At 38.4% G+C, this 20,052-nt stretch carries 22 protein-coding genes and 1 tRNA gene; 14 read left to right on the top strand and 9 right to left on the bottom strand.

Features of this window, described 5'->3' with window-relative positions; translation table 11 throughout:
• Positions 1-23: 23 nt before the first annotated feature.
• Together EOK74_RS15050 and EOK74_RS15055 are read left to right on the top strand one after the other, a co-directional pair.
• Entirely contained in the window at positions 24-509 is a 486-nt protein-coding gene (locus EOK74_RS15050) for a hypothetical protein (RefSeq protein ID WP_133470857.1), read from the top strand.
• A gap of 397 nt (positions 510-906) precedes the next feature.
• Positions 907-1,410 (top strand): zf-TFIIB domain-containing protein, encoded by a 504-nt coding sequence (locus tag EOK74_RS15055; RefSeq protein WP_133470858.1) that lies wholly within the window; start codon positions 907-909, stop codon positions 1,408-1,410.
• Positions 1,411-1,482: 72 nt separating this feature from the next.
• Here the strand turns inward: EOK74_RS15055 and EOK74_RS15060 are convergent, their stop codons facing one another.
• The 3 genes from EOK74_RS15060 to ydiJ all read right to left on the bottom strand — a co-directional run bounded on the left by EOK74_RS15060 (position 1,483) and on the right by ydiJ (position 5,325).
• A complete protein-coding gene (locus EOK74_RS15060; protein ID WP_133470859.1) occupies positions 1,483-1,743 on the bottom strand; it encodes a Txe/YoeB family addiction module toxin in 261 nt (86 codons plus the stop codon).
• Entirely contained in the window at positions 1,740-1,991 is a 252-nt protein-coding gene (locus EOK74_RS15065) for a type II toxin-antitoxin system Phd/YefM family antitoxin (RefSeq protein WP_133470860.1), read from the bottom strand. Before EOK74_RS15065 ends, EOK74_RS15060 begins: the two co-directional genes overlap by 4 nt.
• A gap of 310 nt (positions 1,992-2,301) precedes the next feature.
• Positions 2,302-5,325, bottom strand: coding sequence for a D-2-hydroxyglutarate dehydrogenase YdiJ (ydiJ, locus tag EOK74_RS15070; protein WP_133470861.1), 3,024 nt, complete (start codon positions 5,323-5,325; stop codon positions 2,302-2,304).
• A 259-nt stretch (positions 5,326-5,584) separates the two neighbouring features.
• Between ydiJ and EOK74_RS15075 the strand changes: the two genes are divergently transcribed.
• Positions 5,585-5,803 (top strand): tellurium resistance protein TerC, encoded by a 219-nt coding sequence (locus EOK74_RS15075; RefSeq protein WP_205964673.1) that lies wholly within the window; start codon positions 5,585-5,587, stop codon positions 5,801-5,803.
• A gap of 103 nt (positions 5,804-5,906) precedes the next feature.
• Here the strand turns inward: EOK74_RS15075 and ppsA are convergent, their stop codons facing one another.
• A complete protein-coding gene (gene ppsA, locus EOK74_RS15080; RefSeq protein WP_133470863.1) occupies positions 5,907-8,279 on the bottom strand; it encodes a phosphoenolpyruvate synthase in 2,373 nt (790 codons plus the stop codon).
• A 208-nt stretch (positions 8,280-8,487) separates the two neighbouring features.
• Between ppsA and ppsR the strand changes: the two genes are divergently transcribed.
• The 10 genes from ppsR to EOK74_RS15130 all read left to right on the top strand — a co-directional run bounded on the left by ppsR (position 8,488) and on the right by EOK74_RS15130 (position 16,336).
• Complete coding sequence (gene ppsR, locus EOK74_RS15085) at positions 8,488-9,300, top strand: posphoenolpyruvate synthetase regulatory kinase/phosphorylase PpsR (RefSeq protein ID WP_133470864.1); 813 nt, start codon at positions 8,488-8,490, stop codon at positions 9,298-9,300.
• 195 nt (positions 9,301-9,495) lie between these two features.
• Complete coding sequence (locus tag EOK74_RS15090) at positions 9,496-10,125, top strand: sigma-70 family RNA polymerase sigma factor (protein ID WP_133470865.1); 630 nt, start codon at positions 9,496-9,498, stop codon at positions 10,123-10,125.
• Positions 10,118-10,762 (top strand): ChrR family anti-sigma-E factor, encoded by a 645-nt coding sequence (locus EOK74_RS15095; protein ID WP_133470866.1) that lies wholly within the window; start codon positions 10,118-10,120, stop codon positions 10,760-10,762. Before EOK74_RS15090 ends, EOK74_RS15095 begins: the two co-directional genes overlap by 8 nt.
• Positions 10,763-10,907: 145 nt before the next feature.
• Positions 10,908-11,336: a nuclear transport factor 2 family protein gene (locus EOK74_RS15100; RefSeq protein WP_133470867.1), complete on the top strand. Its 429-nt coding sequence runs from the start codon at positions 10,908-10,910 to the stop codon at positions 11,334-11,336.
• Complete coding sequence (locus tag EOK74_RS15105) at positions 11,333-12,058, top strand: SDR family NAD(P)-dependent oxidoreductase (protein WP_133470868.1); 726 nt, start codon at positions 11,333-11,335, stop codon at positions 12,056-12,058. The genes EOK74_RS15100 and EOK74_RS15105 overlap by 4 nt, the downstream gene beginning before the upstream one ends.
• Positions 12,055-13,308, top strand: a complete 1,254-nt coding sequence (locus EOK74_RS15110) for an NAD(P)/FAD-dependent oxidoreductase (protein WP_133470869.1) — start codon at positions 12,055-12,057, stop codon at positions 13,306-13,308. The genes EOK74_RS15105 and EOK74_RS15110 overlap by 4 nt, the downstream gene beginning before the upstream one ends.
• Positions 13,305-14,030, top strand: coding sequence for a DUF1365 domain-containing protein (locus tag EOK74_RS15115; protein ID WP_133470870.1), 726 nt, complete (start codon positions 13,305-13,307; stop codon positions 14,028-14,030). The genes EOK74_RS15110 and EOK74_RS15115 overlap by 4 nt, the downstream gene beginning before the upstream one ends.
• A gap of 8 nt (positions 14,031-14,038) precedes the next feature.
• Positions 14,039-15,301, top strand: coding sequence for an SAM-dependent methyltransferase (locus EOK74_RS15120; protein ID WP_133470871.1), 1,263 nt, complete (start codon positions 14,039-14,041; stop codon positions 15,299-15,301).
• Positions 15,276-15,818 carry a DUF2878 domain-containing protein gene (locus EOK74_RS15125; RefSeq protein ID WP_133470872.1) on the top strand — a complete coding sequence of 181 codons (543 nt, stop codon included), beginning with the start codon at positions 15,276-15,278 and terminating at the stop codon, positions 15,816-15,818. The genes EOK74_RS15120 and EOK74_RS15125 overlap by 26 nt, the downstream gene beginning before the upstream one ends.
• On the top strand, positions 15,815-16,336 hold the full coding sequence (locus EOK74_RS15130; RefSeq protein WP_133470873.1) for a DUF3833 domain-containing protein: 522 nt from the start codon (positions 15,815-15,817) through the stop codon (positions 16,334-16,336). The genes EOK74_RS15125 and EOK74_RS15130 overlap by 4 nt, the downstream gene beginning before the upstream one ends.
• Positions 16,337-16,368: 32 nt before the next feature.
• On the opposite strand, the gene EOK74_RS15135 is transcribed toward EOK74_RS15130, so the two are convergent.
• From EOK74_RS15135 to EOK74_RS15145, 3 genes are all read right to left on the bottom strand, one after another.
• Entirely contained in the window at positions 16,369-17,571 is a 1,203-nt protein-coding gene (locus EOK74_RS15135; RefSeq protein WP_133470874.1) for an EAL and HDOD domain-containing protein, read from the bottom strand.
• A 203-nt stretch (positions 17,572-17,774) separates the two neighbouring features.
• Positions 17,775-18,101 (bottom strand): RnfH family protein, encoded by a 327-nt coding sequence (locus EOK74_RS15140; RefSeq protein WP_133470875.1) that lies wholly within the window; start codon positions 18,099-18,101, stop codon positions 17,775-17,777.
• 4 nt (positions 18,102-18,105) lie between these two features.
• Positions 18,106-18,537: a type II toxin-antitoxin system RatA family toxin gene (locus EOK74_RS15145; protein WP_133470876.1), complete on the bottom strand. Its 432-nt coding sequence runs from the start codon at positions 18,535-18,537 to the stop codon at positions 18,106-18,108.
• A gap of 139 nt (positions 18,538-18,676) precedes the next feature.
• Between EOK74_RS15145 and smpB the strand changes: the two genes are divergently transcribed.
• Positions 18,677-19,153 (top strand): SsrA-binding protein SmpB, encoded by a 477-nt coding sequence (gene smpB, locus EOK74_RS15150; RefSeq protein ID WP_133470877.1) that lies wholly within the window; start codon positions 18,677-18,679, stop codon positions 19,151-19,153.
• Between the two features lie 401 nt (positions 19,154-19,554).
• Here the strand turns inward: smpB and EOK74_RS15155 are convergent.
• Both EOK74_RS15155 and secG read right to left on the bottom strand, forming a co-directional pair.
• A tRNA-Leu gene (locus tag EOK74_RS15155) sits at positions 19,555-19,639 on the bottom strand.
• 14 nt (positions 19,640-19,653) lie between these two features.
• Positions 19,654-20,052: a preprotein translocase subunit SecG gene (gene secG, locus EOK74_RS15160; RefSeq protein WP_133470878.1), complete on the bottom strand. Its 399-nt coding sequence runs from the start codon at positions 20,050-20,052 to the stop codon at positions 19,654-19,656.

Genomic DNA, 20,052 nt, shown 5'->3' on the forward strand with positions numbered 1-20,052 from the left:
GGCACTAAGTTCAGGGATGGTGAATGTTTCAAAAATTTTTAATTGCTGCTCAAGTGCTGCTTGCCGTTATCTACACGTCCGCAGGACTGAGTAAACTAATTCATTGGTTTCCAAATATTATTGGCCCTGTTTGGTTAATTGACGAATTATCTAAATATAATCTTGGCTTATTTGGATATTTTATAGCTTTGTCTCAAGCGACTGTCGGATTCCTCTTATTTTTTCCCAAATTTCGTTTGGTTGCATCTTTGATGCTACTTCCTATACATATGTGCATTACAATTATTCCCATTTCATTAAACTGGCATGGAACTCCTTTCGTAAATGTTGTGCTGTTGACTATGATTTTGGCAATGCTTTACGATGATAAAGTAAAGCTTATTAGTTTATTTGGTGCTAATGGCGCTCTCCAGATGAGTGGCAATAAAATTATCTATTGGTCTAGTTTTGTTTTATTCTGGCTTGCTGCTATTTATTTGAAATTTGGTCATATGCTGCGTAGTGCCTAACAAACAACTTATGTGGGACTGCTAAAGCTTGGCTCGGTTCCGCTTCGCTACACATTTTAGCCAAGCTTTAGCAGTCCCATAGTTGGGCGTTATGTACCTATGAGATGTAATGGAAACCTTTAAAATGTTCTTCTCGTTATATAAAACACTTATTCTAAAAATGGTTTTGTTTTTGATACCTTGTAGCGCAATTTTTTCTTATGCACATGGTTTTTGGAGTGGTGTATTCTTCGGATTTTGGGTTTTAGTGTTAATGGTATTTTCGTTATTCTGGACTTTCCGCAAGGCGATAAAAGCCAATGGTAAAAGTCCGTTTAAGTAACTACTTTAAATTAAAAAATTAAGGGTGTTTAGTGTCGGTACATAACAAAAACATAGTGGTGGGAAGTTTAATTTCATGAAGTGCCCAAGAACACACACGGCCTTAAAAAAAGTGACTGTTGGAAAAGTTCCTGTTTATTATAGTGAAGCTTGTGGTGGTGTTTTACTAGAAAACGACACATTAAGTAAATTCGAAAACCCTCTCGAGAAAAGAGGTAATGTATTAACTAAACATCTCAGTCAGTTCCATTATGAATTAGATTCACTAAATAAGCGTATTACTTGCCCCAAGTGTCCTGACACAGTAATGCTTCGAAGATTTTATAGCCCTTTGCATGTTGTAGAGATCGACGAGTGTCCAAGTTGCGGCGCTATTTGGTTAGACACCGGTGAACTAGAGAAAATCCAGTCTTTGATGTTAAATGAAAAAGAGCGTTCGCTTTTGCGAATGGAGCTTATGAAAGAGCATGAAAAAATTGAAATAAAAGGCATGTCTCATAAACATGACAATTGGAGTAGGAGAAGTGACAAAGTCGATGCATTTTTCGATCTGGCATCTTATATTTCAAATAGTTGGTAGACATATTGCGTATAACAAACTAATTATTCCGGCCTCAACTCGCTGCGCTCGTTTCGTCGGCAATTTAGGGCGTTATGTGCCGTAATGGTAACGGAGTTGTGCAATTAGAATTGAGCCGTCTTGTTGTTTATAAACAATTCTATGTTCATCATTTATGCGACGAGACCAATACCCTGACAATCCATGCTTTAGAGGTTCAGGCTTTCCAATACCTTCATTTGGAGTTCTTTGAATTTCTTTAATCAACAAATTAATACGCTTTAGTATTTTTTTGTCCGTGGTTTGCCAATAAAGGTATTGTTCCCAAGCTTTAGTTGAGAAAGTTAGTTTCATTCAATAAGCTCTCTTTCAGTTCCGTTGCCCGCTTCAAGTTCGGCAATAGACTCTAAAAGATTTCTAGCATTTTCTGGTGATCTGAGTAAATATGTGGTTTCCTGCATTGCGTTGTAATCCTCTAAAGACATCATAACAACAGGCTCTTCACTTTTACGGGTAATAATAATTGGGGCATGGTCGTTACAAACGGTTGCCATTGTGCTTGCTAAATTTGCTCTAGCTGAGGTATAACTTATTGCATCCATGTTATTCTCCAAAGTGTTCATGTACGTTAATTCGTACAATATAGCGTAATAGCACATAACAAACAATTCAACAGGACTAAAAACAGTGGGCTGTCCGCTTCCATTTTAGCCCACAATTTTTAGCCCCTTATTGGGCGTTGAGGCTGTAGAAAAAGGTCAGAGATAGAAAATGGCAACGCGCTACGTCAAATATTTCTGATGTTTAATGGTTAAACCTATACAGATTTCACGTCGCAACGCTTTTTTCTAGTCCAATTAGGCTGATTGTTTTGAAGAATGGCAGCTATTACACTGCCCTCTTCTATTAAGGCTATAGGTTTTTCTCTAAAATTTGCAGTGGATGTTTAGGTTTAAACGCTTCAAACCTTGCCACTTGGCTGCGGCAGGAATAGCCTGTAGCGAGCACTTGTTCGGGTTTGAATTTGGCGACTGCTTGTTGCCAGCTTAAGTTGTAAATACCGGTAGACTCCTCAAGATGGCTTGATTCATGGCCAAAGGTACCTGCCATACCGCAACAACCCACAGACACCAAAGACAGCTCTAATCCAGTTTGCTTGAAAATTTGCTGCCATTGTTTTTCACTAGTAGGTAGTGCTGTTTTTTCGCTGCAATGACCAAACAAGCCGTATGCAGCTTGGCTTGGAGTTTTCGACTCAGGTAATTTTATCTGAGTTAACCATTCATGTACCAATTGCACCTTAAAATCACCACGAGCATCGCCTAATACTTTTTGATATTCATCTCGGTAACATAGCACCATTGAAGGGTCGACCCCTACAAGTGGCACTTCTAGTTCAGCTAATTGGTTCAAGAAGTCTGCGGCTGTTTTAGCCGTGCTAGCAAATTCTTTTAAAAACCCCTTAACATGTTGCGGTTTACCATTTGGCATGAATGGCAACAAGATAGGTTGATACCCTAGCTTACTAATCAACTTAACAAGGGACTCGACTACATCAGCATCATAAAAAGTAGTGAATGGGTCCTGCACAATGCACACTTTTTTAGACAATGTTTCTTTGTCCAATTGCTGTAGATGACCTAAATCGAATTGAGTACTTTGTGGCTGATTAAGCTTGAGTCTTTTTTCTAGAGTGGGCTTTGATAACAAAGGCGTGTTCACATAGCCAATGGTTTTTCTAATACTCGTATTCACCCAATCTTGGGATAAAAAGAAATTAACAAAACCTGGTGCTTGGGCCATAAGAGGTGCCATTTTCTCAATATTCCCCACTAGAATATCTTTGGCTGGTCGCATATATCTTTGGTAATACATACTTAAAAATCGCGATCTAAACCCGGGTACATCCACACTCACTGGGCATTGGCTTGAACATGCCTTACAGGCTAAACAGCCTTCCATAACCTCTAGTACTTCGAGTGAAAAATCATTGTCTGGCTTTTTATCAGTGGAGTTTCTGAATCGCTCAAACCAAGTGGGTGGATCCTCATTGTGCTCTAACTCATTTACATCAATGTTGTTTTTAGATAATAAACGTAACCATTCGCGCACCATACCTGCCCTACCCTTAGGGCTATGGCGTCTATCGCCAGTAATTTTAAACGAGGGGCACATGGGCGAAGTGGTATCGTAATTAAAACATAAGCCGTTACCGTTACAGCTCATAGCGGGTTCGAACGACGTTCTAACTGCGATAGGTATTTGCCTGTCAAACTCCCCTCGTTTAAGACCAGACACTTTAACTAAGCTGTCATTTGATTCTAAGGGCGTACAGATTTTACCTGGGTTCATTTTGTTTAATGGGTCAAACACAGTTTTGATTTTACGTAATTCGGTATACAGCTCTTCACCAAAAAATGTAGGCGCATATTCACTGCGATAACCTTTACCATGCTCTCCCCACATCAAGCCGCCATATTTAGCAACTAAAGCTACAACTTGATCTGAAATATCTGGCACCATAGCTTCTTGTTCTGGGTCGCACATATCTAATGCAGGGCGAACATGTAACACCCCAGCATCCACATGGCCAAACATGCCATACTTCAAATTATGACTGTCTAATAAAGCTCTAAACTCCATAATAAAGTCAGCTAGGTTTTCTGGTGGTACGGCTGTATCTTCTACAAACGCGAGAGGCTTTTTCGACCCCTTTATTTTGCCTAATAGCCCTACTGACTTTTTACGCATGGCGTAAATTTTTGTAATGTCAGCTTTATCGTAGGTAATTTGGTAACCAATTACTCCAAGGCTTTCAGCGTCATCCAAACTCTTGCTGAGGCTAGCAATTTTTTGTTCAATGTCAGCTTGATCGTTACTGTTGTACTCAACCATATTAAGGCCAAGTACTTCTTTGCCTTCGACATCTGTTATTAAGTCGGCAACCGAATGCCAAATAATGTCTTGTTTAGCGAGGTTTAATACATTGCTGTCTACCGTTTCAACAGAGGTGGCATTCGCGGCTACCATGCTTGGAGCATGCCTTAATGCTGATTCAAAAGAATCATATTTAACATTTACTAAGGCTTTAAACGTAGCGATAGGCGTAATGTTTACTTTTGCTTCTGAGACAAATACCAATGAGCCTTCTGAGCCTGTGATAACCCGGCTAATATCTAATTTGGTTAAATCTTTATTCAGGGTATTTTCTAAGTCGTATCCCGTTAAAAAGCGGTTAAGGCGTGGGAACTTTTCTAGTATCTGCTCTCGTTTTCCTAGGCAACTATCTAAAAGCTGTTGGGTTATCTTCCCTAAAGAGGAGTGTTGTTTGCTTTGTTCTTTAGCTTCTTCGAGTGTTATTGGCGCAGTATTCAAAATAGTGCCATCAGCCAATACCGATGTTAGCCCTAATACATGGTCGCTGGTTTTACCGTATACCAGAGAGCCCTGTCCCGAAGCATCGGTATTAATCATGCCGCCAACAGTTGCTCGGTTACTGGTAGATAAATCAGGCGCAAAAAAGAAACCTAGAGGGCGCAAAGCATCGTTTAATTGGTCTTTAACGACACCAGCTTGTACTCGAGCCCAACCTTCTTCAGCATTAACTTCGAGCACATTATTCATATAACGAGACATGTCTACGATAATGCCTGATGTTAATGATTGACCATTAGTGCCAGTACCACCGCCCCTTGCTGAAAACCGAACATTTTCAAATTGACTGGCAGTTTTGCCAATAAGAGATAAGTCTTCAGTTGACTTGGGTAGCACTACTGCTTGGGGTAATTGTTGATAAATTGAGTTGTCGGTGGCCACAGCTAAACGGCTGGCATAGCTAAACTCTATATCACCGCTAAACGTCGACTTTTTTAGTAACGCTAAAAATTCTTGATAATCGCTCTCAATTATCGAGCTAGGATCTAACACAGGAAGCATAGTTATAGGACTGCTCTTGAACTAAATTATTAGCGTAATTATACCTAATTGCTTCAATAGGCTCTATATCACTTTGTACTAGGTTGCGTTTAAGTTTCATAACCAAGCCCTATGTAATAATAGATTGATGGATTCAACACCCAATTTTATAGTTAATTAGTCTAATATTTAACAGTTTGTAACATCTGTTGTTTTGCGTTGTCCTATTGAGTGTTAGAATACATATATTACCAATTTTTTAATTAGGCAAAGGCATATGATGAAAAATATTAGGATCACTTTTGGCAGTATATTCGCCCTTATGGGAGTGGTATTGTTTATTGTGCCTGGCTCCTCATTGTTTTTGTTATTAGGTCTAATTCTACTAAGCTATGACGTACCCAAAGCCCGTCAATGGTTAACGGTATGCCAAAACTCTATGTCTAAATCAGCCCGTCGTTTAGACCGTTTTTTACTTAGACGTAAAATTAAAGGATAGCGGCAAGCTACTTTTTAAAGTTAAAAATTCCCAATTAGCAAAAAAAACCGCACTCTGGTAACAGATTGCGGTTTTTTAGTGTTGGCAAACCACTCGATGATTATTAGGTGTGTTGCTCACCTAAATACAGCCATGTTTCTACTACTGTATCTGGGTTAAGCGAAACACTGTCTATACCCTGCTCTACTAACCACTGAGCTAAATCTTCGTGATCTGATGGTCCTTGGCCACAAATCCCTACGTATTTACCACGCTTTTTAGCAGCTTGAATTGCCATAGACAACAAGACCTTAACCGCTTCATTTCGTTCATCAAAAAGGTGAGCAATCAAGCCTGAATCTCTATCCAATCCAAGGGTTAACTGAGTTAAGTCATTAGAGCCAATTGAAAAGCCATCAAATATATCTAAGAATTGATCCGCTAGTAGTGCGTTAGATGGTAATTCACACATCATAATGACTCGTAAACCATTCTCTCCCTGCACTAACCCTTGTTCTGCTAATAAGTCTATGACTTGTTGGCCTTCTTCAAGAGTGCGAATGAATGGGATCATTATCTCGACATTGGTTAAATCCATTTTGTTGCGAACGCGTTTTATTGCTTCGCACTCCAAAGCAAAACATTCTCTGAAAGAATCCGAGATATAACGACTGGCTCCGCGGAAACCCAACATAGGGTTTTCTTCGTCTGGCTCATACTGGTAACCACCCACTAGGTTAAAGTACTCGTTAGACTTAAAATCAGACATTCGTACAATTACTTTTTTAGGATAGAAGGCTGCAGCAATAGTGGAGACACCTTCAACCAATTTTTCGATGTAATATTCAACTGGCGAAGCATATCCAGAAATCATCTCAGTAATTTCTTTTTTGAGTTCATCAGGTTGCTCATCAAAATTCAACAAAGCTTTTGGATGTACACCAATCATGCGGTTAATAATGAACTCTAAACGTGCAAGTCCAACGCCTTCACTTGGCAAACGCCCAAAATCAAAAGCCCTGTCTGGGTTACCCACATTCATCATTACTTTCAGTGGAATATCTGGCATTTCGTCTACGCGAGAAGTGACAACGTCAAAATCAAGCACATCGCCATAGATATACCCCGTATCCCCTTCCGCACAGGAGACAGTGACTTTTTCTCCATTATCAATGGATGCTGTGGCATTACCACAACCTACCACTGCGGGGATCCCTAACTCACGAGCAATAATAGCTGCGTGACAAGTACGACCACCACGGTTAGTCACAATAGCAGAGGCCTTTTTCATGATGGGCTCCCAGTCGGGATCTGTCATATCTGTAACTAAAACATCTCCCGGCTGAATTTTGTCCATTTCTTCAACGCCACTCAGTACTTTGGCAATACCAGCCCCTATTTTGTGCCCTATTGCACGGCCTTCACATACTGTTTTCGCCTCACCTTTTAACATAAAACGTTCTATAACTTGTAAGTCTTCACGACTACGAACAGTTTCAGGCCTAGCTTGCACTATGTACAACTTTCCATCTATACCATCTTTAGCCCACTCTATATCCATAGGGCGTTTATAGTGCTTCTCGATAATGACAGCTTGTTTAGCTAACTCCATTACTTCGTCATCAGTTAACGAAAATAAACAGCTGTCTGAAGCGTCAATATCAACAATTTCAACTTGTTTACCATGAGCAGTATCGTTTGAATAAATCATTTTGGTGAGTTTACTGCCTAGATTTCTGCGCACTACCGCAGGCACACCTTTGGCTAAAGTCGGCTTGTGTACATAAAACTCATCAGGATTAACCGCACCTTGCACAACCATTTCCCCTAAACCATAGGAAGAAGTAATAAATACAACATCTTCAAAGCCTGACTCAGTATCAATTGAGAACATCACACCTGAAGTCGCGCAGTCACTGCGCACCATACGTTGTATACCTGCAGATAATGCTACACCTTTGTGATCATAACCTTGATGTACTCGATATGAGATAGCACGGTCGTTAAACAAAGATGCATACACATGTTTAATGGCAACCATAACTGCATCATAACCTTTCACATTTAAGAAGGTTTCTTGCTGACCAGCAAATGATGCATCGGGCATATCTTCTGCAGTTGCAGAAGAACGAACAGCAAAAGATGCTTCATCTCCAGATTCACCTTGTAAGGTTTCAAAGGCACTTCTAATTGCATTTTCTAATTCAGGTAAAAATGGCGTATCTATGATCCAGTTTCGAATCGTTTCACCGGCTTTTGCTAATTCAGGAATATCATCAACATCTAAGCTGTCTAATAAATCATGAATCCTTGCCTCTAACCCACTTTGCTCTAAAAACAAATTAAATGCATGAGCTGTTGTAGCGAAACCACCAGGAACTTGAACCCCAGCGTTTGATAAATTTGAAATCATTTCCCCCAATGATGCATTTTTACCACCCACTACACCAACATCTCCCATCCCAAGTTGTTGGTACCACAACACATGTTCTTGCATTTTTACTATCTCCTAGATAACTTTTTGGTTGTTTTACAAAGCTAATAATTTAATCATACTGACTACTAATTCGACGCTAAAACGGTAAATAAAACAAATACTTCAATGAATAAGTGTTTGCTTGCGGCTGATTTTAGAATGTTGTTATTATGAAAGTAAAATTTAATTGCATTTCGTAATTAAATTACAACAATGTTAAGGAAATGTTGTGAGAATAGCTTTTTATATTTCGGACGGAACAGCCATAACCGCAGAAACTTTTGGCCACGCACTCCTCTCCCTGTTTACGATTGAGTTAAAACACGTCACTATTCCATTTGTCGAAACGGCAGAACATGCAGAAGACGTAGTTCAAAAAATATCTGAAAGTTTTCAAGATACAAAACAGAGACCTTTAGTATTTTATACAGTCGTAAATACAGAAGTCCGTAAAATCATCTCAAAATCAGTAGGGATTAATTATAATTTTCTTGACCAATTTGTAGCACCACTAGAAAAAGTGTTAGGGGTAACAAGTAAACCAGAAAAACATCGTTCTCATAGTATTCACGAAAAAACCTACGATATAAGAATAGAAGCTGTAAATTATGCTTTAGCCAACGATGATGGTGCCAATCTAAAAAACTATCATGAAGCTGATGTCATATTAGTGGGTGTTTCTCGCACCGGTAAAACTCCCACCAGTCTTTACCTAGCCTTACAATTTGGAATTAAAGCTGCCAATTATCCTTTTACTGAAGACGATATGGGGGATATTTTACGCTTACCCTCTACCCTGAGGCGCTTTAAAGACAAACTTTTTGGGTTAACCATACATGCTGAGCGCCTGCATCAAATTCGTTCAGAGAGGCGCCCAAATAGCCGTTATGCATCTATGAAGCAATGCAGAATGGAGTTAAGAGAAGTCGAGAATATGTATCACAAAGAAAAACTACACTTTTTAAATAGCACTTATTATTCAGTAGAAGAAATCTCTGCAAAAATTTTAGCCCAAACAGGATTGCAGCGGCGCAAACATTAGTATTAGTACTACTACCTAATAGGAATAAATTGGTTCTGACTTTTAATTATTCAGCACTGAAAGAACAATATAGTAAAACTCCTAAGCTAGTAATTTTCAATCTTTCATCATTAATCTAATTGATTAGATTAAAAAATGATCCAATTTAAATCCTAGTTCGTAATTGGGTTTATAAGATTTGATGGAAAAAGTATAATGCTGGCAAATAACCTAAGAACGCATCATGTGAATATGGTAGTAACCACTAGTAAACAGGTGAGTAATACAAAGCACCCTGAGTTGTGCGTTTGGTTGCAAGACGTAGCTATTGAACGCGACAAACTAGCCTTCAGCAAACTGTTTAAATGGTTTGCTCCTCGCATTAAGCAGTTCGGCATCAAACAATTCAACAATGAAGCACAAGCGTTAGAACTTGTGCAAGAGACCATGACTAACATTTGGCGTAAAGCGCACCTGTATCATAAAGATAAGGGGGCCCCAACCACTTGGATGTATTCCATAATGCGTAATATGAGTTTTGATATGTTGCGTAAACTTCAAACTCAGCGTACCGAAACCATTAGCGATGATATATGGCCGGTGGATAACATTTTGGTGTCAGAGGATATTGATAATTTTGAAGACCACCTTCAAAACCGCGAGCTCAAAGCATTGTTGGAGTATCTTCCAGAAAAACAAAAGCAAGTAGTTGTGGGGCTTTTTTATAAGCAAGTCACCCAAGAGCAACTAGCTCAACAACTAAACCTTCCAATAGGTACAGTAAAATCAAGATTACGATTAGCATTAAACAAATTGCGTCAACTGATGGGAGAGTCTGATGATTAAGCATCACCCCACGCCAGCTTTACTACTGGCCTTTACCCAAGGTCAATTAGGCGCATCTTTATCAATTGCGGTATCTGCCCATTTAGAACATTGCGAGTGCTGCCGTCATAAAGTTTTAGCATTGCAAGAAACATCAGCACAATATTTAGACGATGACGTTGAATTAGACGAATGGGTAGACAATGAAATGATCGCTGCCATTACGGATGATGATTATGAAATCCACCCCAAACAAAGCATGCCTTTACGAGTAAACTTAAAAGGCCATGAATACACCCTACCAAGAGCCCTGCAATCTGTCGGCCTCTCTAATTGGTTAAAGTTAGGAAAACTAGCAAGGGCTAAAGTAGATTTAAATGAAGGTGAGGTACACACCAACCTATTGCATATTGAAAAAGGGGGGACTATTCCACTGCATTCCCATAAAGGGTTCGAGTTAACCTTGCTGTTAGCTGGAGAATTTAAGGATGAGTTTGATACCTACGTTCCTGGAGATTTTATTTGGCTGAATGATGCCAATACACATTCTCCATCAACAGAAAACGGCTGCCTATGTTTAACGGTCGCCAATAACTCTATGCATTTTGTACAAGGCCTTAGCCAAGTGTTAAACCCTATAGGGAAGCTCATTTACTAGCTTCTCTTAATCACACTCCATCTAAACAGGCCCAATTATTGGGCCTGTTTGCTATTTCCAGTCTTGATAATATATTTACTCGCAATAAATTGATCCCCAGCATCTTTCGTATCGTATAGTGACTTATAAATAAAGAGTAAATGATATGAATTCAAACAAAATCGAACACTTTGTCAGTGTCTATCAGAACTTAAATAAAGATAACTTAGCGCTTTTAAAAGATATTTATCACCATGATGTAGTCTTTATTGACCCTATGCACAAAGTAGATGGGATTAAAGATTTAGAACAATACTTCAGTCACCTTTATAGCAATGTGCAATCAATTACTTTCAATATTGATGAGTCCATAGAAATTGCTGATAAAGGATTTCTGTATTGGACTATGATTTATTGCCACCCTTATCTGAATGGTGGAAAACCTATCAATGTTACTGGTCATAGTCGCTTAACATTCAAAAACGGCTGGGTTATTTTTCATCAAGATTATGTGGATACCAATGCCATGATTTTTGAATACATACCCGTTATTGGACGACTCATAAAACACTTAAAGAAAAGAGCAAGTAAATGAAAAGAGTGTTAATTACTGGTGCGACCTCAGGAATTGGTAAGGCGCTAGTAGATATTTATACCAAGAAAAATTTTGAAGTTGTCGCCGCGGGCCGTGATCCCATTAAATTAGCAAACTTGAAACAAGACTATCCCAAAATCAAAACACTAAGCTTTGATATCACGCAGCTACAACAAGCCCTAGATGCTGCCAGTGAAGTTAATAATATTGATCAACTTATTTTAAATGCAGGCAACTGTGAATATATGGAGTCAGTTAATCCATTTGATAGTGCATTATTTGAACGAATTATCCGAACCAATTTGTTATCAGTTGGATATTGTTTAGAAGCCTTTCTACCAAAGTTGGCACGCTTTGGACAGATAGGGATTGTGAGTTCTAGTGTTACCTACTTAGCTTTTACACAATCTCAGGCCTATGGAGCCTCTAAGGCAGGTTTAAATTATCTAGCCAGAAGCCTAAGTGTAGACCTTGCAAGTCAAGAAATTGGTGTGAGCCTAATCCAACCTGGCTTTGTAAAGACACCATTAACAGATAAAAACACCTTTGATATGCCCGGTAAAGTGACAGCAGAATATGCAGCTGAAACGATATTTAATGGCATTCAAGCAAAAAAACATTCGATAAAATTCCCAAGGTTTTTTATCAGCACTCTTAGATTACTGTCCACCTTGCCGTTTGCGCTGTGGCGAAAAATCGCAACTTCTTTGGTAAATAAATGAAAAACATAGCCATTATTGGTTCGGGAATATCAGGATTAACTTCTGCGTATTTACTAAGCCAAAAACACAAAATTACCGTATTTGAGAAAAACGATTACATTGGTGGGCATACAGCTACTGTAGACGTTAAAGTTAAGCAACAAGAATACTCTATCGATACTGGTTTTATTGTTTTTAATAACAAAACTTACCCCAGATTTTTGAAATTACTCTCCCAGTTAAAGCTCCATCCTCAAGAAACAGAAATGAGTTTTAGTGTTAAAAATCAAAACACTGGTTTGGAATACAACGGCCATAGTCTAAGTACGTTATTTGCTCAGAAACGTAACTTGTTAAGACCAAAATTTTGGAAACTTATCTTAGATATTTTACGCTTTAATAAAACCTGCAAGCGGTTATTTTCAGAAGATTCAATTCCACTGGACCTAACCTTGGGTGAGTTTTTAGATAATGAGCAATTTAATGACTATTTTTGTCAGCATTATATTTTACCCATGGGGGCTGCAATATGGTCCACAAGTCTAAATGAGATGCGCCAGTTTGAACTAAGTTTTTTTATTAGGTTCTTTCATCATCATGGTTTATTAAATGTCAGTGACAGACCCCAATGGTATGTAATTCCAGGTGGTTCTAGGGAGTACATTGCACCATTGATAGAAAAATTCAAAAACGACATTTATTTAAACGCTAACATTAGTAAAGTCAGCCGAGAGTTGGATAAAGCTAAATTGCATTTTGAAGATGGTACTATTGAGCATTTTGATGAAGTGGTATTTGCTTGCCATTCAGATCAAGCATTAGCATTACTTGCAGATCCCACACCACAAGAATCTGAAATACTAGGTAATATTCATTATCAAAATAATGACGTGGTTTTACATACAGATATCAGTTTACTACCTAAACGCAAAGCCGCATGGGCAAGCTGGAATTATCAACTAGATGGTAATCTTGACAGGCAAGCGAGTGTGACTTACAACATGAATATACTGCAAGGGATAGCGTCAAAAGAAACTTTTTGTGTAACCCTAAACCAATCAGAGCAAGTTGCACCAGAAAAAATAATTCGTAATTTCACCTATGCTCACCCAGTATTTAATCAAGCCTGCATTGCTGCGCAACAAAAAAGAGACACTATTTGTGGTGTTAATCATACTCATTTTGTAGGCGCTTATTGGTACAACGGATTTCATGAAGATGGAGTACGTAGTGCTACTGACATAGGCCTGAGGTTTGGAATTAATTTATGACACTAAATAGTGGCATTTATGCTGGCAAGGTTCGTCACAGACGCTTCAAACATACCAATCATAGCTTTAGTTATTCTCTGTATATGTTGGCTATTGATTTAGATGAACTGCCACAATTATTCAAGCAGTCACCTTTGATTGGCGAAAAGTGGTATCACCCTATTCGCTTTAACCAAAAAGATTATATAAAAAGTGAACTAGGTACCTTACGCCAACGTATAGAGAATAAAGTTTTAGAGTTAGGCGGTAATTGGGATGGACACAAGGTGACTATGGTAGCCCAAGGTAGATGTTTAGGTTTGTATTTTAGTCCAATAAATTTTTACTTTTGTTATAACCAGAACCTGCAGTGTCAATATATGCTGGCAGAGGTTAGCAACACTCCATGGCGTGAATGTCATTATTATTTGGTAAATTTAGTAAACGCTAAGCCTATTCCAAAATCATTTCATGTTTCACCTTTTATGGAGATGAACATGGATTACCACTGGCGTGTTAACCCTCCTGCTAAAAAAATGCTGGTGCATATTGAAAACCATCAAGACAGAAAAGTATTTGATGCAACTTTAGCCATGTCCAAAAAGGCGATCACCGCGAAAAATATTCTATCTACCCTGTGCAGCACTCCTAGTATGACGCTAAAGATTGTATTAGGGATTTATTGGCAAGCTGTAAAACTATTTCTTAAAAAAGTGCCTTTTGTTGCACACCCAGAACATTGAGGTAATTAATGGAAAATACACAAACATTAAGTTCGGCTATTCAATTAGATTGGTGGACCACAAAATGTAGAAAGTTAGTTTTTGACACCCTCAACTCTTTACAAGATGCATGTATTGAAATTCAAGAAGCCAACACTCTTTACCAACTTGGCAATCGCAAAGCTTTACTGACATCGAAAATAGTAGTGCTAGACTCAAGCTTGTACAGGGACTTCGTTCGAGGTGGCTCAATAGGGGCTGCTGAAGCGTTTATAGCACACAAATGGACCAGCCCCAATCTAACACGCTTAATACAAATTTTTGCAAGGCATCAACAGCAGTTAGATAGAGTTGAAGCTTCAATATCATGGCCTACAAAATTCAAAAATAAGTTAGCTCACTTGGCTAACAAAAATTCTCAAACTGGCTCAAAGAAAAATATTTTGAGTCATTATGATTTAGGCAATCATCTTTACACCCAGTTTTTAGACAAAACTATGATGTATTCAGCCGCCATTTTTGATGAAAATAATCAGACATTAGAAGACGCTCAGAATAATAAATTGAAAGCAATCTGTGACAAGTTAGAGCTTGAGCCTAGTGATCATTTGGTTGAAATTGGTACTGGTTGGGGAAGCTTAGCTATTTATGCTGCCAAACATTATGGCTGTAAAGTTACCACTACAACTATATCTGACGCCCAGTATGAATATGCTCAGATGCAAGTAAAAAAGAACAAGCTCACTGAACAAATAACCTTATTGAAAAAGGACTATAGAGAATTAACAGGCACCTATGACAAATTAGTGTCTATTGAAATGATTGAAGCAGTAGGTCATGAGTTTTTACCTACGTTTTTCAAAAAATGTAATTCACTGTTAAATGACTCAGGGAAGATGTTATTGCAAGCTATCACCATAGCTGACAACCGTTACGATCACTACCGTAAAAGTGTCGACTTTATTCAGCGTTATATATTCCCAGGTGGATGCCTACCTTCTATACAGATAATTAGTAAACAATTTGCTGAACAAAGTGACATGATTATCGATCATGTTGAAGATATTGGTTTACATTACGCCCGTACCCTTAATCACTGGTATAAAAACTTTAATCAAAACTGGTCTACACTGGCAAACTCTGGGTTCGATGGACAATTCAAGCGCCTTTGGAATTACTACCTGTGTTACTGCGAAGGCGCTTTTTTAGAAAGAGCCATAAGCACTCATCATATAACGGCAAGGAAAATGAACTTTGTTGGCAAGCATGATGCGTCAGTTCTGGATTATTAATGGCTTATTGTTTCAATTAGCTTGGTTTTCAGCGGCACTACTGACTCAGTATGCAGCTTTTATAATTAGCTTTATCTTGGTTTTACACTTTGTACTCAGTGATAAAAAACACTTGGATGTAAAGTTATTAATTTTAGCGCCAATTGGATGGATAACAGACTCACTACTCATTCACTATTCAGTGATAACAACAGCTAGTGGCTTCTTACCTATATGGCTAGCGCTATTATGGTGTGTATTTGTATTGTCTTTAAACCATAGTTTATTGTGGTTGCAGAAACTCAAATTCCCCCTATTAGTTTTAATAGGAGCCATATCAGGATGCGCTAGTTATACCGCAGCTATTCGATTTGGCGCATTAGATACCCCTTTAAATTTAACTAAACAGGTTATTTATTTTGGGATCACTTGGGGAATATTACTGCCATTGTTAGCTTACCTATCAAACTGGTTGATCAAAAATTCAGGCCCAAATACTGAGACCGACCATAAACATTCATCTAGGACCAAAACATGAAAACATATCTTCCTCTATTCCTAGCACTCTTGTTGTTAAGTTGTTCTAGTGCAGACATTGATAGCTATCAAACCACAACTCCTGAACTAAAGCTCAATGAGTTTTTTAATGGAGAATTAATCGCACATGGCATGGTATTGGACATGAATGGAGATCTAAGCCGCCGGTTTGTTGCTAATATCACTGGCACCTGGCAGGGTAAGAGTGGCATCTTAGATGAACAATTTGTTTATGATGATGGCGAAACTGATACCAGGGTTTGGAAACTAACTGAATTAGAAGATGGCAGTTATCAAGGTACTGCAAATGATGTGATTGGTATAGCAACTGGCAAATCTGCAGGGGCTGCATTTTATTGGCGTTACGACTTAGAAATAATGGTAGACGGTGAGCCATTAGTGGTAACACTAGACGATTGGATGTACTTAGTTGACGAAGACGTTTTATTAAACAAATCTCAAATAATAAAATATGGAATAGATGTTGGTGAAGTAATCTTATCTATTCGTAAGCTGTAATTATTGGGTTAAATTAGGGAATATAATGAAGATTAATCTAGGTAATTCATAACTTCATCTGCCCACTGCAAAGCCTCTTGATAACACTGGTTTAAAGCACTCACTTCATTTTTATCGAAGCTTTGCAGTATCTCATTATCCAACCGTTCCATACCAATAGAGAAATTAAGCAACTCACCTAAATCATTAGTTTTGTATAGCAAAGCAATTTTAATACTTTCATCTAATCTTAGATGTTCAAGTATCAGTTCCATTTCAATTTCGAATATGGCTTCTATGCCAGATAATAGACCTAAAAGAAAACATGATGATGGCTCAAAAGGTCTGCCTTTAGAGTATAAGGATAACGTTTTAGCTCTTATCAATATACTTCTAAACAACTCTGCCGGTGCAGCAGAAACAGAAACCAAGGACAATATAATAGCCCACTGTTTTACTGTTGCTAACCCTAAAATAATAACCGCATCTTTAACTGAGGTAACTTCTCTAACCAATTGATAAAGGGGACAGTTTATTAAACCTAATATTTTGAGCACTAAGCCCACATCTCTAGAGATAAGCTCAGCAACCTCTTCAACTTCAATGTCGTCTCTACTTAATTCAGATAGTAGATGTAATACTGCATATTGGTTGGCTCCAATTTTTTTTCCTTTAACATTACTTGGACGTTCTAAGAAGTAACCTTGAAATAAATCAAATCCCAATTCAATACACTTAGCGAACATAGCTTGATCTTCAACTTTTTCAGCCAATAGCAAACACCCAGTTTGCTTTAAACCTGGTAGCGCTTTATTTAAGCTTTTAAAATCGACATTTAATACGTCTATTTTTATAACACTTAGATATGTAAAGTAAGCTTCTTTTGATGGTTCAAGAATGTAGTCGTCCAATGCAAATTTAAATCCCTGACGTTTAAAATCACGAACCCGTGTAAGCACTTGATCAGTAGGCTCAACATCTTCTAGAATTTCGAAGGTCACGTTTTGTGGAGCAATCGGGAAAAAATCATCCGCTAATAAAAATTCTTCATCAACATTTACAAACATTGGCAAACCAAGGTTCATATTACTACTTAATAAAGTGGTACAAGCATTGACGAGCAGCTCTCGTGTTGAGGGCTTGGATACTCCGCTGCAAGACGATGGTACGTCACTACGATACAAAAGCTCATGGGCATATAAATCACATTTGCCATCAAATATCGGTTGTCTTGCCAATAACACTGAATTACTCATGAATTACCTTTAATGCGGACTACACTATTACCCATTATTTTTGGTGGCGGCACGATAGAGAGACTTGGGATAGTAGACGTAATAACTCTCTAAACTGTAACTTAAACTTACATAAAATTAACACAAATGACGAGTTTTTTTTCGTTTGTACGCATTTTAGAGAGAAACCAAAAAGGAAGGAGAAACCTACTTAATTATTTATATTATGCCCTGCCCCCCGTCACTTTATTCGCACGCCCTTCTTCTTTTGCTTTTTCTGCTCGTCTGCGGCGCACTTCTTTAGGGTCAGCAATTAGCGGGCGATAAATTTCAATACGATCGCCATCTTTTGGCACATCTGATGTTTTACAAGCACGATTCCAAATACCCACTTTAGAGGTACTCAGTTCAATTTCGGGAAATTGAGATAAAATGCCAGATGATAAAATAGCCTGCTCAACTGTCACACCTTGTGCAACTTCAAACTCAAGTAAAGCTTGCTTCTGAGGCGTCCCGTAAGCGACTTCAAGTGTTATTGTCTTGTCTTGCATATCTTTATCCATAAACTTGCTTAGCTCGCTCTGTAAAAGCAACCACCATATTCGCAGCTATGGAATTAAAGATACGACCAAAGGCCATTTCAACTAAACGACTAGAAAATGCAAAATCTAAATTTAGCTCTATTTTACATGCTGAATCACTTAGTGCTTGAATAGTCCAACCTCCGGTTAAGCTAGAAAAAGGTCCGTCGACCAAATTCATTTTAATATACTCGCCGCGCTTCAAGGCATTTTGAGTGGTAAACCACTGCTTCACCCCAGCCTTAGAAATAAGCAATGACGCACGCATTTGCTCAGTATTTTCTTCCAATACTTTTGTATCTGCACACCCTGGAATAAACTCAGGATACTGTTGCACATCATTGATCAAATCAAACATCGACTCAGCGCTATAGCTAACCAATGCACTGCGAGATACATTCGCCATTAATACTCCTAATCTTATATGGCTGAAAACCGCTGTAGCCTAGCATAATCAAGCAACATTATTAATACTTAAGGCCCTAGAATTAGTCTTTGTCATCTTTTTAGTTGTGCCTAAAAATACAATCTCTATAATACTCCACATGAATAAAAAGAAGTCAAAAAACACTACCAACACTATCGCTCTAAACAAAAAAGCACGTCATCAATATAATCTTGAAGATAAGCTAGAATGTGGCATGGCCTTACAGGGTTGGGAAGTAAAAAGTATCCGCTCAGGTAAAATTAATATTTCCGAGAGTTATGTGACAATTGAAAAAGGCGAAGCCTTCTTGATTGGCTCTACCATTCAACCTCTAAACCAAGCCTCTAGCCACGTGGTATGTGATTCTACACGTAAGCGTAAGCTGTTATTGAAACAACGTGAACTAGATAAACTTATTGGCTCGGTAGAACGTCAAGGCTACTCCTTAATTGCCACAGCAATGTACTGGAAAGCCAACTGGGTGAAATTGGAAATTTACCTAGGTAAAGGTAAACATGAGCACGACAAACGTGACTCAGTGAAAGACAGAGATTGGGCTCGTGACAAAGAGCGCATGATGAAACATAAGGTCTAAATAGGCCTTTATCCACTATTATTGCAATTACCTCAGATTTATAGAGGCATTTAGAACTTAATCTTTGCTAGGCTCTCGTTAGCATTACAGCTTACCAATGTCATATTTCCTAGCTGTAAACGCCATTCTAGAAACCAACATATTTAAATCTTATGCGGATAACGATATAGATTAACAAATATGGAAGCTAACAAAGTAAGGCGGAAAATGTCAGATACTTTACGTTCCTTGTATAAGGATCTAAGGATATAGCTCTGAAAACTAAAAGATTTTAAGTGATATTTATTGCCCGTTTATCACACTAGCCCGTGACATTTATCAAATTGTTATTACGACTACAATAAACCAACAGAAAAATAAAGGCCTGTAACGAAAAATCGCTACAGGCCTTTATTTATATTTGGTGCGGATGGAGAGACTCGAACTCTCACGGCCTAAGCCACAGCCCCCTCAAGGCTGCGTGTCTACCAATTCCACCACATCCGCGTAAACTTTATGAACTAAGAGTTCGGTACGTCGTCTTCTGTAATTGGCGACTCAACCACAGGTACATCTGAATTTTGCATCGTTTGTACAGCGTCATCACTCACCGGAATATCAGAATCTATAGTTTGCTCTACTGCTGGAGTTTCAAGGTTTTCCCACTCACCTAGGCCTTTTTCTTTGTCAGCAGTTTGGTTACCTAGAATCAAGCTAATAACAAAAAATAAAGTCGCTAATATTGCAGTAGTTCTTGTTAAGAAATTACCAGAGCCACCAGAACCAAAAACTGTGTTAGAGCCGCCACTACCAAAAGACGCCCCCATGTCAGCCCCTTTACCTTGTTGAATCAAGACAAAGCCCACCAACATCACTGCGACAATTAAATAAACAATAACTAATAACTCGTAAAAATCCAT

The organism is Paraglaciecola marina, assembly GCF_004360155.1.
Taxonomy (GTDB): Bacteria; Pseudomonadota; Gammaproteobacteria; order Enterobacterales; family Alteromonadaceae; genus Paraglaciecola; species Paraglaciecola marina.

Coding starts and splice junctions, on each gene's coding strand:
- EOK74_RS15050 (WP_133470857.1), top strand. CDS start 24: ATGTTTCAAAAATTTTTAATTGCTGCTCAAGTGCTGCTTGCCGTTATC.
- EOK74_RS15055 (WP_133470858.1), top strand. CDS start 907: ATGAAGTGCCCAAGAACACACACGGCCTTAAAAAAAGTGACTGTTGGA.
- EOK74_RS15060 (WP_133470859.1), bottom strand. CDS start 1,743: ATGAAACTAACTTTCTCAACTAAAGCTTGGGAACAATACCTTTATTGG.
- EOK74_RS15065 (WP_133470860.1), bottom strand. CDS start 1,991: ATGGATGCAATAAGTTATACCTCAGCTAGAGCAAATTTAGCAAGCACA.
- ydiJ (WP_133470861.1), bottom strand. CDS start 5,325: ATGCTTCCTGTGTTAGATCCTAGCTCGATAATTGAGAGCGATTATCAA.
- EOK74_RS15075 (WP_205964673.1), top strand. CDS start 5,585: ATGAAAAATATTAGGATCACTTTTGGCAGTATATTCGCCCTTATGGGA.
- ppsA (WP_133470863.1), bottom strand. CDS start 8,279: ATGCAAGAACATGTGTTGTGGTACCAACAACTTGGGATGGGAGATGTT.
- EOK74_RS15090 (WP_133470865.1), top strand. CDS start 9,496: ATGCTGGCAAATAACCTAAGAACGCATCATGTGAATATGGTAGTAACC.
- EOK74_RS15095 (WP_133470866.1), top strand. CDS start 10,118: ATGATTAAGCATCACCCCACGCCAGCTTTACTACTGGCCTTTACCCAA.
- EOK74_RS15100 (WP_133470867.1), top strand. CDS start 10,908: ATGAATTCAAACAAAATCGAACACTTTGTCAGTGTCTATCAGAACTTA.
- EOK74_RS15105 (WP_133470868.1), top strand. CDS start 11,333: ATGAAAAGAGTGTTAATTACTGGTGCGACCTCAGGAATTGGTAAGGCG.
- EOK74_RS15110 (WP_133470869.1), top strand. CDS start 12,055: ATGAAAAACATAGCCATTATTGGTTCGGGAATATCAGGATTAACTTCT.
- EOK74_RS15115 (WP_133470870.1), top strand. CDS start 13,305: ATGACACTAAATAGTGGCATTTATGCTGGCAAGGTTCGTCACAGACGC.
- EOK74_RS15120 (WP_133470871.1), top strand. CDS start 14,039: ATGGAAAATACACAAACATTAAGTTCGGCTATTCAATTAGATTGGTGG.
- EOK74_RS15125 (WP_133470872.1), top strand. CDS start 15,276: ATGATGCGTCAGTTCTGGATTATTAATGGCTTATTGTTTCAATTAGCT.
- EOK74_RS15130 (WP_133470873.1), top strand. CDS start 15,815: ATGAAAACATATCTTCCTCTATTCCTAGCACTCTTGTTGTTAAGTTGT.
- EOK74_RS15135 (WP_133470874.1), bottom strand. CDS start 17,571: ATGAGTAATTCAGTGTTATTGGCAAGACAACCGATATTTGATGGCAAA.
- EOK74_RS15140 (WP_133470875.1), bottom strand. CDS start 18,101: ATGCAAGACAAGACAATAACACTTGAAGTCGCTTACGGGACGCCTCAG.
- EOK74_RS15145 (WP_133470876.1), bottom strand. CDS start 18,537: ATGGCGAATGTATCTCGCAGTGCATTGGTTAGCTATAGCGCTGAGTCG.
- smpB (WP_133470877.1), top strand. CDS start 18,677: ATGAATAAAAAGAAGTCAAAAAACACTACCAACACTATCGCTCTAAAC.
- secG (WP_133470878.1), bottom strand. CDS start 20,052: ATGGATTTTTACGAGTTATTAGTTATTGTTTATTTAATTGTCGCAGTG.